The sequence below is a fragment of the Microbacterium hydrothermale genome (assembly GCF_004854025.1).
GTDB lineage: Bacteria > Actinomycetota > Actinomycetes > Actinomycetales > Microbacteriaceae > Microbacterium > Microbacterium hydrothermale.
Map to the genome: position 1 here is coordinate 367,471 of NZ_STGM01000002.1, position 14,754 is coordinate 382,224.

Annotated in this window: 13 protein-coding genes; 5 read left to right on the forward strand and 8 right to left on the reverse strand. The window is 71.1% G+C overall.

Translation table 11 applies throughout. The features are described 5' to 3' along the window. Positions 1-39: 39 nt before the first annotated feature. The 8 genes from chvE to FB047_RS05405 all read right to left on the reverse strand — a co-directional run bounded on the left by chvE (position 40) and on the right by FB047_RS05405 (position 9,177). Positions 40-1,158: a multiple monosaccharide ABC transporter substrate-binding protein gene (chvE, locus tag FB047_RS05370; RefSeq protein WP_136586164.1), complete on the reverse strand. Its 1,119-nt coding sequence runs from the start codon at positions 1,156-1,158 to the stop codon at positions 40-42. A 236-nt stretch (positions 1,159-1,394) separates the two neighbouring features. Beyond that, positions 1,395-2,786, reverse strand: coding sequence for a glycoside hydrolase family 32 protein (locus FB047_RS05375; protein ID WP_276606267.1), 1,392 nt, complete (start codon positions 2,784-2,786; stop codon positions 1,395-1,397). Next, on the reverse strand, positions 2,783-3,772 hold the full coding sequence (locus FB047_RS05380) for a LacI family DNA-binding transcriptional regulator (RefSeq protein ID WP_136586166.1): 990 nt from the start codon (positions 3,770-3,772) through the stop codon (positions 2,783-2,785). The genes FB047_RS05375 and FB047_RS05380 overlap by 4 nt, the downstream gene beginning before the upstream one ends. Next, positions 3,769-4,680: a carbohydrate ABC transporter permease gene (locus tag FB047_RS05385; protein ID WP_136586167.1), complete on the reverse strand. Its 912-nt coding sequence runs from the start codon at positions 4,678-4,680 to the stop codon at positions 3,769-3,771. Before FB047_RS05385 ends, FB047_RS05380 begins: the two co-directional genes overlap by 4 nt. After that, on the reverse strand, positions 4,680-5,558 hold the full coding sequence (locus FB047_RS05390; protein WP_136586454.1) for a carbohydrate ABC transporter permease: 879 nt from the start codon (positions 5,556-5,558) through the stop codon (positions 4,680-4,682). Before FB047_RS05390 ends, FB047_RS05385 begins: the two co-directional genes overlap by 1 nt. A gap of 76 nt (positions 5,559-5,634) precedes the next feature. Next, positions 5,635-6,972 carry an ABC transporter substrate-binding protein gene (locus FB047_RS05395; protein WP_136586168.1) on the reverse strand — a complete coding sequence of 446 codons (1,338 nt, stop codon included), beginning with the start codon at positions 6,970-6,972 and terminating at the stop codon, positions 5,635-5,637. A 43-nt stretch (positions 6,973-7,015) separates the two neighbouring features. Next, the gene (locus FB047_RS05400) at positions 7,016-8,485 is read right to left on the reverse strand and encodes a family 43 glycosylhydrolase (RefSeq protein WP_136586169.1); all 1,470 of its coding nucleotides are present in this window, start codon (positions 8,483-8,485) and stop codon (positions 7,016-7,018) included. A gap of 122 nt (positions 8,486-8,607) precedes the next feature. Further along, positions 8,608-9,177 (reverse strand): nucleotidyltransferase family protein, encoded by a 570-nt coding sequence (locus FB047_RS05405; protein ID WP_136586455.1) that lies wholly within the window; start codon positions 9,175-9,177, stop codon positions 8,608-8,610. 51 nt (positions 9,178-9,228) lie between these two features. On the opposite strand from FB047_RS05405, the gene FB047_RS05410 reads away from it, so the two are divergent. The 5 genes from FB047_RS05410 to FB047_RS05430 all read left to right on the forward strand — a co-directional run bounded on the left by FB047_RS05410 (position 9,229) and on the right by FB047_RS05430 (position 14,750). Continuing rightward, positions 9,229-10,206 (forward strand): XdhC family protein, encoded by a 978-nt coding sequence (locus FB047_RS05410; protein WP_136586170.1) that lies wholly within the window; start codon positions 9,229-9,231, stop codon positions 10,204-10,206. Continuing rightward, positions 10,203-11,501, forward strand: coding sequence for an amidohydrolase family protein (locus FB047_RS05415; protein ID WP_136586171.1), 1,299 nt, complete (start codon positions 10,203-10,205; stop codon positions 11,499-11,501). Before FB047_RS05410 ends, FB047_RS05415 begins: the two co-directional genes overlap by 4 nt. Next, positions 11,498-12,154 (forward strand): helix-turn-helix domain-containing protein, encoded by a 657-nt coding sequence (locus FB047_RS05420; RefSeq protein WP_240752639.1) that lies wholly within the window; start codon positions 11,498-11,500, stop codon positions 12,152-12,154. Before FB047_RS05415 ends, FB047_RS05420 begins: the two co-directional genes overlap by 4 nt. A 16-nt stretch (positions 12,155-12,170) precedes the next feature. Continuing rightward, complete coding sequence (locus FB047_RS05425; protein ID WP_136586172.1) at positions 12,171-13,118, forward strand: PDR/VanB family oxidoreductase; 948 nt, start codon at positions 12,171-12,173, stop codon at positions 13,116-13,118. Between the two features lie 375 nt (positions 13,119-13,493). Then, positions 13,494-14,750: an amidohydrolase family protein gene (locus tag FB047_RS05430; protein ID WP_136586173.1), complete on the forward strand. Its 1,257-nt coding sequence runs from the start codon at positions 13,494-13,496 to the stop codon at positions 14,748-14,750. Positions 14,751-14,754 lie beyond the last annotated feature (4 nt).

Below are 14,754 nucleotides of genomic sequence, written 5' to 3' on the forward strand. Positions count from 1 at the left end.
GTGAGCCGGGGCGGGCGGACCCGCCCCGGCCGGTGGGGCTCAGAGCCCGACGTCGGAGGCCTTCAGGAAGCCCGAGTCGATGAGCTTGGACTGCACGTCGTCCTTGACGACGACCTCGGGGGTCAGCAGGTACGAGGGCACGACCTTCTTGCCGTTGTCGTAGGTCTTGGTGTCGTTGACCTCGACCGTCTTGCCGTCCTTGATCTCCTGGATCATCGTGAAGACGCGGTCGCCGAGGGCACGGGTGTCCTTCCAGACCGTCATGGCCTGCAGCCCGTCGAGGATCGCCTTGACGTTGGCCTTGTCGGCATCCTGACCCGTGATGATCGGGTAGTCCGCTCCAGCGGTGTAGCCGGCCGACTTCAGCGACGCCTCGATACCGATGGCGAGGCTGTCGTTGGGCGAGAGCACGACGTTGACCTTCTTGCCGTCGCCGTAGAACGACGAGAGGCGGTTGTCCATCTCGGCCTGCGCCTTGTCGGAGGCCCAGCCCTGGATGCCGATCGAGGCCCAGGCGTCGTCGTTGGCGGGCGACTTGCCGCTGGGCACGACCAGCTGACCCTTGTCGACGTACGGCTTCAGGACGTCCCACGCGCCGGCGAAGAAGAACTTCGCGTTGTTGTCGTCGGGGCTGCCGGCGAAGGGCTCGAGGTTGTACGGGCCCTTGCCGTCCTTCAGGCCGAGCTGCGTCTCGATGTACTGGCCCTGCAGGGTGCCGACCTTGTAGTTGTCGAACGTGGCGTAGTAGTCGACGTTCTCGCTGCCGTTGATCAGGCGGTCGTAGGCGATGACCGTGGCGTTCTGCGCCTTGGCCTCCTGCAGCACGGGGCCGAGGGTCGAACCGTCGATCGCGGCGATGACGAGGATCTTCGCGCCACCCGAGATCTGATTCTGGATCTGGCTGATCTGCTGGTCGGTCTTGTTGTCGGCGTACTGCAGGTCGACGGTGCAGCCGGCGTCCTGGAGCTTCTTCTGCAGCTGCTCGCCGTCGTTGATCCAGCGCTCCAGGCTGCGGGTCGGCATCGCGATGCCGACGTTGCAGTCGCCGCTCGCGCCGCCAGCGTCTCCGCCGCCGTCGGCGGGGCGCGTCGAGCTGCAGGCTCCGAGGCCCACCGCGAGTGCGGCGATGGCCGCACCGGTCAGGATTTTCTTCAGCATGTGATCTGCGTTCCTCTCTGAACAGCAGGGACCGTGTGGTCCGTACCCGCGCCCTCCCCGGCGTCGGATCGGGTACGTCGTCGTCCCGGCACTCTGGTCCGTCGAATTATGACGGCTCCGAAAAAATATCCATCGCCGAGGGTTTTGTCTATAGGCACGTCAAAATTGCCGACGCCCGTGATCGGACCGTGATCGAACGGTCGGGAGCAGCTGGCTCCTGCCGGGGCGGTAGCGCCTCAGACCGCTTCGGCGACCTCGTCGTCCCGCAGCGCGATGTCCTCGAACGCGTCGAAACGCGCCGCGGGCGGACGAGCCGCATCCGCCTCGATCGAGACGGCGACCGGCCCGGCTCCGAGCGTCACGAGATGCGAGAGGACGACCGCTCCCCCGGCGGCGAAGACCTCGAGGAGCGGGCCGTCGACGACGATCGTCACCTCTCCGTCGTCCTCGACCGGGAGCGGAGCCGCGCTCGTCCCGGCGAAATCCGGATGCAGCGCGGCCGCAGCGGAGCCCGAGCGCGTCACCGACATGACCCTCGCGCGCGGATCGTGCACGATCTCGACCGTCGCATCGCTCTCTCCTCGCAGCAGCACCCGCATCGGGCCCGCCGAATGCGGCTGCCGGCCCAGCGTCAGCACGCCGTGGGGCTCGACGAGGACGGGGCTCCCGCCCGCCAACGGAACGGCTCGCATCGGCGGGAGAGTCGTCGGTCGCTGCACGAGACGCCTCTCCCCGTCGACGCGGCGAACGGTCAGCGTCCGCGGCAGGGACATCGCGCCTCGCCAGGGTGCGGTCGGCACGTCGTGGGCGTAGCGCCAGTTGCCCATCCACGCCACCATCACGGCCACACCCCCGGGAGCGTCGGCGAACGTCACGCCGGCGTAGCAGTCGCGCCCGTAATCGAGACGCGAGAGATCCGCGGCGTCGGAGCGGAACACCCCGTCGCGCACGTCACCGACGACGTAGTGCATCGCGGATCCGCCCGGGTCGGCGTGCTCCCCGACGGGATTGGTGCTCAGCAAGAGGACCCACTGCGGCGCGGACGACCCGTGGACCGGGAGACGCACGAGATCGGGGCATTCCCATACCACATCGCCGGGTCCCAGCGGACCGAACGAGCCCGTCTCGCGCCAGCGGTCGAGGTCGTCGGAGACATAGAAGACGACGCGACGCTCGACCGCCTCGACCGTCAGCATCATCCACCCCCCGCCGGGGAGGGGGACGACCTTGGGATCACGGAAGTCGCTGCTCCCGCGGTCGAGCACGGGGTTGGCGGCATCCGGGGTCCAGGTGTAGCCGCCGTCGACGCTGGTCGCCCGCGACTGCGCTTGGATGCCGTGGTCGTAGGCGCTCGTGTAGAACGCGGTCAGGACGCCCTCGGACGCGCAGATCACCGAGCCGGAGAAGATCTGCTCGCCCGGACGGTGCGAGAGGGCGACCGGGTGCTCGTCCCACCTCATCAGGTCGGTGCTGGACGCGTGGCCCCAGCTCATGTTCCCCCAGTCGTTCCCCTCCGGGTTGTACTGGAAGAACGCGTGCCACCGTCCGTCGGCGTGGATCAGGCCGTTCGGGTCGTTCATCCAGTTCCGCGACGGCGCGAGATGGAAGCGCGGACGCGGAAGGCTCACAGCGACTGCCGCGGCACGGACGGGCAGTCGATGAGACGACGCCCGCCGACGGGGGGTGCCTCCAGGCCGAGCAGCGTCCGCACTCCCGCGGCCCCCAGTTCGTAGTGCGGCAGTGCCACCGTCGAGAGGGGAGGTCGCAGGTGCGCCGCGATCACGTCCTGATTGTCGAAGCCGATCACCGCGATGTCCTCGGGGATGCGGACCCCGCGCTCGCGCAGACCGTCGTAGAGACCCATCGCCACGCGGTCGTTATGGCAGAACACACCCGTCGCCCCGGAATCCACCACAGCGGCGGCGACGTCGTATCCGCCCTCTTGCGCCGGGTCGGCGTCGAACTCGAGTGCCTCGTCGACGGCGATCCCGGCCTCGACGAGAGCCGCCCGATAGCCGGCTCGACGCCCATCCCTCGCGGGGGACGGGGTGGTCGTGTTGACGAAGGCGATCCGGCGGTGACCCGCCGCGATCAGCTCGGCGGTCGCGGTGCGCCCGCCCTGCTCCTCGTCCGGAACCACCGCGGGAAAGGAATCGTCCGCCGTGAAGCAGTTCACCAGGACGGTCTCGCTCTGCTGGAGCGTCGACGGCACGGTGATCTCGCGGTGATACCAGGTGGAGTACAGGATGCCGCGCACCTGATGCTCCAGCATCATCGCGATCGCGTCGTTCTCGACCTCGTCGTTGCCCTCGGTGTTGGCCACGAGCAGCACGAAGCCGTGCCGCCAGGCCTCGTCCTGGGCGCCGTGGATGATCTGCCCGGCGAAGGGGGTCGTGGCGATGGCATCCGCCACCAGACCGATGAAGCGCGAACTGCCCTCCGACAGGGTCTTGGCCAGCGCGTTCGGTCGATAACCGAGCGCCTCGACCGCCTCGTGCACCCGGCGACGGGCATCGTCGCCGATGCGCGCCCCCGGCTTGTCGTTGACGACGTGCGACACCGTCGCCACCGACACTCCTGCCGCCCGCGCCACGTCGCGCATGGTCGTGCTCATCCTTTGGTGGCTCCGCTCTCGAGGCCGGCGATCATCGCCTTGTTCAGCACGAGGAACACCAGCAGCAGCGGCGTCACCGTGACGCACACTGCGGCGAACGTCGCCGTCCAGTCGGTGTTGCCCATCGCTCCGATGTAATTCTGCAGCCCGAGCGGGATCGTCTTGAGCCCATCGGACAGAACGAACGTATTCGCGAAGATGAAGTCGTTCCAGATGAAGATGCTGTTGACCAGCACGACCGTGATGATCGTGTTGACCGAAAGGGGCGCCGTGATCTGCGCGAAGATCCGGTACGGCCCCGCACCGTCGAGGGACGCCGCCTCGTACAGCTCGCGCGGGATGTACTCGTAGAACGACGAGAACAGGTAGACGCCCATCGGCAACGAGAAGGCGGCGAGCGGCAGGATCATCGACAGGTGCCTGTCGAGCAGGCCGACCTGCGAGTAGTCGATGAACAACGGCACGAGCGCGATCTGCACCGGGACGATGATGCCGAGCAGGAACAGCGCACGGACGAACCCGCTGAAGCGGAAGCCGAGCACCTGCAGGGCGTAGGCGGCCATCATTCCGGCGATGACGATCAGGACGCTCGCGCCGAGGGTGACGAAGAAGCTGTTGGCGATGTTCAGCCACAGGTTTCCGGTCGCGAAGGCGCGGGAGTAGTTCTCGAGCGTCCATTCGGTCGGCAGCGCGAAGGGGTCTCCCCCGGCGAAGTCGCCGGCCGTGCGGAAGCTCGTCAGGAACAACCACAGGAGGGGGTAGACCTGCACGACGACGATGAGGATCACCGTCACCGTCAGCAACGTCTTCTGCACGCGCGAACGCGACGACCGGTGGACGGGCCGGGGCTCGATCGCGGAGGAACGCGGGGCGGATGCCACCGGGGGCGGGGTCAGTGTCGTACTCATCACGCGTCCTTCCGACGCAGCAGCAGGAAGATGAGGCCCACCGCGACCAGGCACTCGACCACGATGAAGACCGAGATGGCGCTGGCGTAGCCGTAGTCGGTGTGGACGAAGGCCGTCTTGTACATGTACGTCGTCAGCAGCTCCGACGCCTGTCCGGGTCCGCCGTTGGTCAACAGGTAGGGGATGTCGAAGCCGCGGAGGGCGAAGGTCGTCGCCATCACGGTCGTGGTGATCCACACGGGTCGGATGTACGGGAAGCGGATGCGCCAGAACGTCTGCCACCACGACGCGCCGTCCAGGCGGGCGGCCTCCTCCAGCTCCTTCGGCACCGCGATGAGCGCCGCGTAGATGATGAGCATGTAGAGGCCGGTGAAGCGCCACCCCTCGGGGACGGACACCGCCGCCAGCACCGTCTGCACGTTCGAGAGCCACGCCGTCTGAAGGCCGTCGAGCCCCACCCACGCCAACAGCTGATTGAGCAGGCCCACGGGTTCGAGCGAGTAGATGCGGACGAAGAGGAACGCGATGGCCACGGTCGAGATCACCGCGGGCAGGAGGTAGAGCGTCTTGACCAGTTCGCGCGCCCGCGGCAGTGCGGTGAGCAGTCCCGCGACCGCCAGGGCGCCGCCGAGCTGGAGGACCAGGCAGATCGCGAGGTAGCCGAGTGCGTTTCCGAACGCGGTCCAGAAGACGTCGTCACGCGTGAACATCTTCACGTAGTTGTCGAAGCCGACGAACGCGAGGTCCGTGATGCCGTCCCAGGAGAACAGGCTCAGAACCAACGACTGGACGATGGGAAGCAGGACGGCCGCGCCGTACAGCAGCAGCGGAGGGACGAGGAAGACGGCGACGGCCAGACCGGAGCGTCGCGGCAGCATCGAGGACCGCATCGGCGCCCGACGCCGGGCGGGCGAGCCGGCCCCGGTACCCCGGGGCCGGCTCTGGGCGAGGGTGTCAGCCACCGACGTTCTCCGTCAGCGCGGAGTCCATCGTGGTGACGAACTCGTCGGGCGTGATGTCGCCCTGCACCAGAAGGGTCAGCTCCTGCTGGAGCCGGGTGTTGGTCGCCGGGTCGAGCTGCGTGTCCCAGGGCATCGCGATCTTCGTGCCCACATCGCCGGCCTGCTCGATCGCCCGCGTGTACAGCGGGGTCGCGTTCGCGGGGATGGTCGTCTCCACGCCGGCGGTCGGGGAGAGGGCGCCGGAGGCGGCGACCTCGGCGGGGTAGCGCTCGAGGGCGAAGCGCAGGAAGTCGCGCACCAGTGGGTCGTAGGTCGCGGAGTTCACGGCCATGCCGATGCCCGACGGCGTCACGTACTCGTTGTCGGCGGTCACGGCTCCGGGCAGCGTCGGCAAGGTGAAGTAGTCCACGTCGTCGCGCACCCCCGCGTCGAGCTTGTCGGTGGCGAGGTTCGCCAGCTCCCACGTGCCGATGTTGTACACCGCCGCCTTGCCGGAGGTGAACTGGGCCTGCGCGTCGGCGTAACCGGTGGCCGAGAAGCCCTCCTGGAAGCAGCCCGCCTGGCCGAGGCCGTACAGCCAGTCGGCGGCGGCGCGTCCGGGAGCGTCGGAGAACTTCGCCTCGCCGGTCTTCAGCTTCTGCACGTACTCGGGACCGGCCTGGCGGAACGGGTAGTACGCCATGTAGCGCTCGAGCGGCCAGCCGTCGGACCCGTCGAGGGCGATGGGCGTGATGCCCTTCGCGCGCAGCGCCCGGCACATCGGGGCGAAGTCGTCGAGCGTCGCGGGGACCGACACGCCGGCCTGCGCGAGCAGGTCCTTGTTGTACCAGAAGAACTCCAGCTGGAACTCGAACGGAACCATGTACAACGACCCGTCGTCGAAGCGCTGGTAGTTCAGTGCCGCCTCCCGATACTCGCCGGACAGTCCGAGGTCGTCGAGCAGCAGGTCGACATCGACCATGCGTCCCTGCTCGGCGAGCTTCTGCGCGAAGGGGGTGGCATCCGTGTCGAAGAGCTCGGGGAGCTTGTTCGCGGCCGCGAGCGTCTCGTACTTCTGGATGTAGCTCGGGCGATCGGGCGTGGTGATGAGGTTGAGCGAGAAGCCGGGGTGGTCGGCGGCGTATTCGTCGGCGATCTTCTGCATCGCAGTGATGACGCCGCCGTCGGCGGGACGCGACAGCAGCCACGAGATCTGGCGGGGCGTGATCGCGCCCTCCGGGTCGACGTCGGTCGGGTCGCCGCCGCCGCCCGTGCCGGCGCAACCGGACAGGACGATCGCGGTGGCAGCGGCGAGGGCGACCCAGGAGGCCGTGCGGGTGAAGTGGACCATGTGAATCTCCGTTGATGTGTGGTTCAGGTGGGCGGGTGTCGGATCAGAACTGCGCGAGCAGGAGGTCCTCGCGGGGAGCGGAGGAAGAGGTCGTCGCGGACGGAGAGGTCACGTCCAGCGACAACAGGACGACGCTCCCCTCACCCACGAAGGCGCCGACGCGTCCCGCGCGTCGGTCGTAGAGGCGGGTGCTGAGGGTGACCGCACCGTCGACGGTCGCGACGCAGAGATCCCCCTCGATGAGCACGTCGAGCACATGGCGTCCGGGGGCCAGATCCACCGGGCGCTCGAGTTCGACCGCATGCGGGACGTCGCCCGAGATCTGCCACTGCTCGCCGCCCGTGCGCTGCCGCGGCCACCGGTCGAACACGAGGCGTCCGCGACGCGGCTCGAGGCGGAGGACGTACGCCTCGTCACCGTCGTCGTCGGCACGCAGGAGGAGGCCGCACTCCGTGGTGCCCGCGGCGACGTCGAACACCGCTTCGACGCGCGCGACGTCCGGAACGTCGACGGGGAGGACGAGATCGGCGTATCCCTCCGGGGCGGACAGCACGGTCCCGGGCTCCGCGCTTCCCACGGGTTCGTCGAAACCCGCGACGCGTTCCCGGGGCGGGTGCACCCGCAGCGAGCCGTCGGCGCGCTGCGTGGCCTCGAGGACCGACAGCGTCCCCGCCCACTGCCATGCGCCGTCGTCGGCCTCTCCGTCGCGAGTGGCGATCCAGCCGAAGAAGAACCGGCGCCCGTCGAGCTCCGCCGATTTCGACGCGTAGTAGGCCCGCCCGTCGAGGGTGTCCACCTCGGGGACGATCCACGGACCGTGCAGGCTCCGCGCCATGCGATAGCGGGTGGTGAACGACTCGCTGAACTCCGAGTACACGAGGTACCACCACCCGTTCCACTCGAAGACCTCGGGGCACTCGTGGGCCACGTACCGCCGCGGGTCCCAGAACGGCTCCACGGGCTGCCAGGACTCCAGATCGCGCGACACGCACTGCGCGATCACCCCGCGTCGGCGTGCCGGTCCTTCCGCGTGGCGAGCGGTGATGAGCATGCGCCACAGGCCGGCCTCCGCGTCGCGGAAGACGAAGGGATCGCGCCAGTCCGCCGTCTCATAGCCCGGCGTCGCGCCGAAGGTGTGCTCGGGATGCCGCACCCAGGTGTTCATCCCGTCGGCGCTCGTGGCGTGCAGGACGACCTGGAGAGGCAGGCCGTCGGGTCCGCGCTTGTCGGGGTTCTGCCCGGTGTAGAACACGTGGTGGATGCCGTCGGCCTCGACGACGCTGCCGGTGTAGACGTTGTGGTCGTCGGCATCCGGGCCGCCGGATGCGAGGGCCGAACCGGCCTCGATGAAGGTGATCAGGTCGTCGGTCACCACGCGGTACCAGGGCATCCCGATCTTCGGGGTCTGCCGGGTCTCGTGCAGGTAGAACAAGTGCAGCCGACCGTCCTCCGCGTACGGGATGACGTCGCCGACCCAGGCTCCGTGCGGTTGGTAGAACCCTCGCTGGTTCATGGCGTCGCTCCTCGTCGAGATCCGATCCGACCGGATGGTTAATCGGTTAGGCAGACGGTAGCAAGGAGATACAACGATGGTCAAGCGGTTAATCATCGCGTTTCGCGGCGGATCGGAACAGGTCAGCGCACGTCGTGATCCGCGCCCGACCACAGGTCGGCGCACTCGACGAGCGTCGCGTCCTGGGCGATCAGGTACGGCCGCGCGCCCACGTCGCCGCGCACCGCCGACGCCAGAGCGGACCAGTGCGCGCGACCGAGCAGCACCGGATGACCGGGGACGCCGTCGTACACGGCCTGCGCCAGCGCGTCGGCACCGGCGTGCCGGATCAGCCGCGCCACCGCCGCCGGCACCAGCTCCGGGGTGTCGACGGGGACGACGACCGCCGCGACCCCCGGCCCGGAATCGAGCGCCCCGAGCCCCGCGCGCAGCGACGCCGCCATCCCCGACTCCCAGTCGGCGACGCGCACGATCGCGACCCCGTCGGGCACGAGCTCCTCGGCCGCGTCGGCCCCGGCTCCGAGCGCGACGGTGACGTCGCGGCATCCGCCCTCTCGCAACGCGCGCACGGCGAGGGCGAGCCACGGCGTCCCGGCGGGGGTGCGGGCGAGGGCCTTGGGGCCGCCGAAACGGCGACCCGCACCCGCGGCGAGGACGAGTCCCGAGACGGCGACGGCGGGCTCGGCGGGCATGGTCACGACAGCGTAGCGTGCGCGAAACACGCCCCGATTACCGTCGTCCCCATGCTCGATCTGGCCGCCGACCTGGTGCCGCTCCTGGACGCCGGGGTCCCCCTCGCGGCCGTCACGGTCACCGCCGTCGTGCGCAGCGCACCGCGCGGCGTGGGCGCGAGCCTCGTCGTCACCCGCGACGCGCGGGTCATCGGATCGATCTCGGGAGGGTGCGTCGAGAACGACGCCGTCATGCTCGGGCTCGACGCCCTGCGCACCGGTGCCGTGCGCCGCGCCCGGTTCGGCTTCACCGACGACGGCGCCGTGACCCCGATCGCCGCAGGCCTCGCGTGCGGGGGCGCGGTCGACGTGGTCGCCTATCCGCTCGACGAGAGCGTGCGACCGGCGCTCGACGCCGCGCGGGAGGGGCGCCGCGCGCGCGTCCGCCTCGACCTCGACGGCGAGCCGCTCGTGCTCGAGAGGGTCGCCGCGCCGCGGCTGATCATCCTCGGCGCCGGCGAGCACGCGGCGGCGCTCTGCCGGCTCGGCGCGGCCGCCGGATTCCGCGTCACGGTGTGCGACGACTGGGCGCTGCTGGCTACGCGCGAGCGGTTCCCCGACGCCGCCGAGGTCGTCGTCGCCGCCCCCCACGACTACCTGGCCACGCTCGACGACGCCGACGAGCGCACGGCGGTGTGCGTGCTGACGCACGACGAGCGCCTCGACGTGCCCGCCCTGCGCGCGGCCCTACGGATGCCGGTCGGATTCGTCGGCGCCATGGGCGCGCGGGCCACCGTCGCCCGTCGCGCGCAGCTGCTGCGCCACGCGGGGGTGACGGATGCCGAGCTCGCGCGCCTGCACTCCCCCCTCGGCCTCGACCTGGGCGGCGCATCGCCCGAAGAGACCGCCCTGTCGGTGGTCGCCGAGATCGTGGCATCCCGTCACGCGGCCGATGCGCGGCCGCTGCGCGAGGGCTCCGCCGGTCGCCTGCACCGCGGCGAGGCGTCGTCGACGGATGCCGCCGCTTCGTGCGCCGCGAGGAGCGCATGAGCGTCGTCGTGGTGCGCGGCGCGGTCGCCGTCGTCGAGGAGGCGGGCCGCACGCGCACGGGCGACGTCGTGATCGTCGACGGGCGCGTCGACGACACGGCCGACACCGCCGACGCGCGCGTCGTCGACGCGAGCGGATGCGTCGTCACGCCGGGCCTCGTCAACGCCCACCACCACCTCCTGCAGACGGCATTCCGGACACTGCCCGGAACCCGCGGCATCCCGATGCGCGACTGGCTCCCCGCGATGGCGGCCGCGTACGCCGAGGCCGTCGTCGACCCGGAGCTGACGCTCCTCGCCGCGCGCGCGGGCCTCGCCGAGGCCCTGCTGAGCGGGGTGACCACCGTCGCCGATCACCATCTGACCTGGCCGAGCGGGGCCGACACGGTGGGAATGGCGAGGGCCGCGGCGGACGCCGCCGCCGGGCTCGGCGCACGCCTGGCGTTCGTGCGGGGAGCCGCGCGCGACGACCCCCAGGAGGCCGCCGCCTCGGCCGACGAGATCGTGCGCGCCCTACTGCCGGACGCCCACGGCGGCGTGTCGGACGACGGGATGCTGCAGGTCGCCGTCGGTCCGGCGGGCGTGCACAGCGACCCCCGCGAGACGTTCGAGCTGCTCGGCGAGGTCGCGCGCGCGCACGGACTCCGGCGGCGCACGCAGGCGAACGAGGTCGTCGACGTCGAGATCGCCCGCGAGCGGTACGGTCGGCGACCCCTCGAGCTGCTGGAGGAGTGGGGCTGGCTCGCCCCCGACGTCACCCTCGCCCACCTCTGCGACGTCACCGACGACGAGATCGCCCGCCTCGCGGCATCCGGGGTCACCGCCACCCATGCACCCGGCTGCGACGTGCCGATGGGATGGGGCGTCGCCCCCGTGCGGCGGCTCCTCGACGCGGGGCTCGCGGTCGGGCTCGGCACCAGCGGCGGCGGCAGCAACGACGCGGGGCACCTGCTCGCCGACGCGCGCCTGGCCCTGCAGGTCTCGGCGCTCGTGGGGCCTCAGCTGGCGGCATCCGAGGTGCTCGCGATGGCCACGGCGGGCTCCGCCGACGGTCTCGGGCGCCCCGAACTCGGACGACTGACGCCGGGATCGGCCGCGGACCTGTGCCTGTGGGACGTCACGGGCGTCGCCGACGCGGGAGTCGCAGACCCCGTCGCCGGGCTGCTGTGGGCCTCTCCCGGACGCCGCCCGCACACCGTCGTCGTCGCCGGACGGGTCGTGGTCGACGAGGGCCGACTGCTCACCGCCGACGAGCACGCGGTCGTCGCCGATCTCTTCGAGAGGGTGGCACGATGACGTCCATGGCACCACCGGCGGTCCCCTTCTCTTCCACGGACCCGTCCTCCCCCGCGGACGACCCCCTCACCAGCGACGAGCGCCTGGGCGCGCACCTGCGCGGCCTGCGCAAAGCGCGCGGCCTCACGCTCACCCAGCTCGCCGAGGCCGCCGAGCTGTCGCATCCGTTCCTCAGCCAGCTCGAACGCGGACTCGCCCGGCCGAGCATGGCGAGCCTCGAGCGACTCGCGCGCGCCCTGGGCACGAGCCGTGTCGAACTGATCGCGGGCTCCGAGCCCCCGCGCGCCGACGCCGACGCGCAGCCGTCATTCGTCGCGGCCGGACAGGGCGTGAGCGGGCCGTACGCCGAAGGCACCGCGCGCCTGCTCGCGGAGGGGCCGCGTCGCTTCGAGCCGCTCGAGTTCACCGGCTCCAACCCCCAGCCGGGCGATCACTACGTGCACGACGAAGACGAGTTCCTCACCGTCCTGGAGGGCTCCGTCGTCATCTCGTTCGGTCCCTTCGGCGAGCGCACGCTGCACGTGGGCGACTCCGTCTACTGCCGCTCCGGCACGCCGCACCGCTGGCACTCCCCCGACGGCACGCCCTACCGCCTGCTGATCGTGAAAGAGGTCGTGCACGGCGACGGCGCCGACGACCCGACCGACGTCTGACCGAGAAGGAGAACGCGTGAGTGCAGGGGTGAGCTTCGAGGCCGTGGTCCGCGAGCGACGGGATGCCGCCGACGGAATCGTCGTGCTCGACCTCGAGCGCACGACCGGCACGCTGCCGCACTGGTCGCCCGGGGCGCACATCGACGTCGTGCTGCCCGGGGGGATCGAGCGGCAGTACTCGCTGTGCGGATCGCCGTCGGCGCGCGGAACCTGGCGCATCGGCGTCCTGCGCGAGCGCGAGGGCTCGGTGTGGCTGCACGAGAACGCGCACGTCGGAGAGACGCTGCGCGTGCGGGGACCCGCGAACCACTTCCTCTTCGCCCCCACCGCGGGCCGGTCGTACGTGTTCGTCGCGGGCGGTATCGGGATCACGCCGATCCTGCCGATGGTCGAGGCCGCCGAGGCCGCGGGCGTCGCCTGGACGCTGCTCTACGTGGGACGATCGCGCTCGACGATGGCGTTCGTCGACGAGCTCGAGACGCGGTACGGCGAGCGCGTCGAGGTGTTCGCCGGCGACGAGGGGCGCCGACTCCACATCGACGACCGACTGGGCACGCCCGTCGCGCGCACGGTCGTGTACGCGTGCGGTCCCACCCGGCTGCTCGACGCCCTCGACGCCACGATGTCGGTCTGGCCCCGCGGCAGCCTGCACGTCGAGCGGTTCGAGGCGAAGGTTCTCGGCCCGCCCGTGTGGTCGGAGCCCTTCGAGGTCGACCTCATGATGTCGGGGCTGACGGTCACGGTGCCGCCGGAGCGGTCGATCCTCGACGTCCTCGAGGAGAACGGCATCGTGGTGCCCTCGAGTTGCCGGGTGGGAACCTGCGGAACGTGCGAGGTCGCCGTCGTCGACGGCGAGATCGAGCACCGCGATTCGGTGCTCTCTCCGGAGGAACAGGATGCCAACCGCACGATGATGCCGTGCGTCTCGCGCGCGGCGTGCGAGCGGATCACGCTGGAGCTCTGAGCTCGGCGGGGGCCCGCCGGTTGCCGGGCACCCGGCGCGTGCGGTCCGACCCAGGGGATCGTCCCGGAGCAGGACGGAACCGCGTCGTCGCATCCTGTTCCCGCACGATCACCTGTTCTCGCGGGCGGCGCGAAGGACGCGGCGCGGAGTGCAGGCGGCGGGGCGCGCAGGCGCGGGCGAGGGGCCGCACAGCCTGTCCGACATGTTTGTCACGAGGGTCACGCGGGAGAAATACGGCGGAAACGCACGCTTCCTAGCATCGGATCAACGCCGGATGTTGGTCACACCAACACTGGAACCGCCGCTCAGACGGCGCGCCCCACTGCCGTGGCTCCCCTCTCGACGTCTGTCTTCCCGAGTCCCCCGGAGGCCCCCGTGTCTGCCGCTCCACCCGTCACCATCGCCGCCCTGCGCGGCGCGCGCCTCGCCTCCGGCGCGACCGTCGACATCGCGCTCGACGGCGACGAGGTCGTCGCGGTGGTTCCGGCCGGCAGCCCGCTCCCCGACACCGACGGCGTCGTCCTCGACCTGACCGGCTACCTCATCACGGCGGCCGCCGCCGAACCGCACGCGCACCTCGACAAGTCCCAGTCGTGGGATGCCATCCGCCCCCCGTTCGGCGACCTCGAACGCGCGATCGAGAGCTGGCACGCCTACGCCCTCACCCTCGACGAAGACGACACGCTGCGCCGGGCCCGTTCCACGGCGCTGCGGATGCTGGCATCCGGGATCACCTCCGTGCGCACGCACGTCGACCTGCTGCGCGGCGACGACGCGCTGGCCGGTGTGCGCGCCCTCGTGCGCCTGCGCGACGAACTCGACGGGCTCATGGACATCGAGCTCGTCGCCCTCGGCGGACCCACGATCGCCGACGAGGTGTTCGAGGCCGCGCTCGACGCCGGCGTCGACCTCGTCGGCGGCGCCCCGCACCTCGCCGACGACCCGATCGCCGACCTCGAGCGCCTCATCGCCCTCGCGCGACGTCGCGACGTGGGCCTCGACCTGCACACCGACGAGAGCCTCGCCGGCGCCGACACCCTGGCCGCCTACGCGCGGGCCGTCACCGGGTGGCACCGTCCGCGCTCCGCCGGACACTGCGTGCGTCTGAGCATGATGCCCGCGACCGACCTCGTCGCCCTCGCCGCCGACGTGCGCGCGGCCGACATCGGCGTGATCGCCCTGCCCATCACCAACCTCTACCTTCAGGGGTGGGACACCGACCACGCCGTCCCCCGCGGCATCGCGCCGATCGGCCGCCTCAAGGCCGCCGGAGTGCGCGTCGCCGCCGGCGCCGACAACGTGCGCGACCCGTTCAATCCGGTCGGTCGCTGCGACCACCTCGAGACCGCGTCGCTGCTCGTCAGCGCCGGACACCTCGCCCCCGAGGACGCTCTCGAGGCCGTCACGACCGGCGCGCGAGACGTGATGGGCCTGCCGTTCGCGGGGCCCGTCGCCGGCGCCCGCGCCGACCTCGTCGCGGTGAAAGCCGCCTCGCTGGGGGACGCCGTCGCGTTCGCCAGCGCCGACCGCGTGGTGATCCACCGCGGTCGCCTCGTCAGCCGCACGACCGTCTCGACCGAGACCGCGGCATCCGTCCCCACCCGCACCGCCGCACCCGCGACGGCGTCCTGACCCG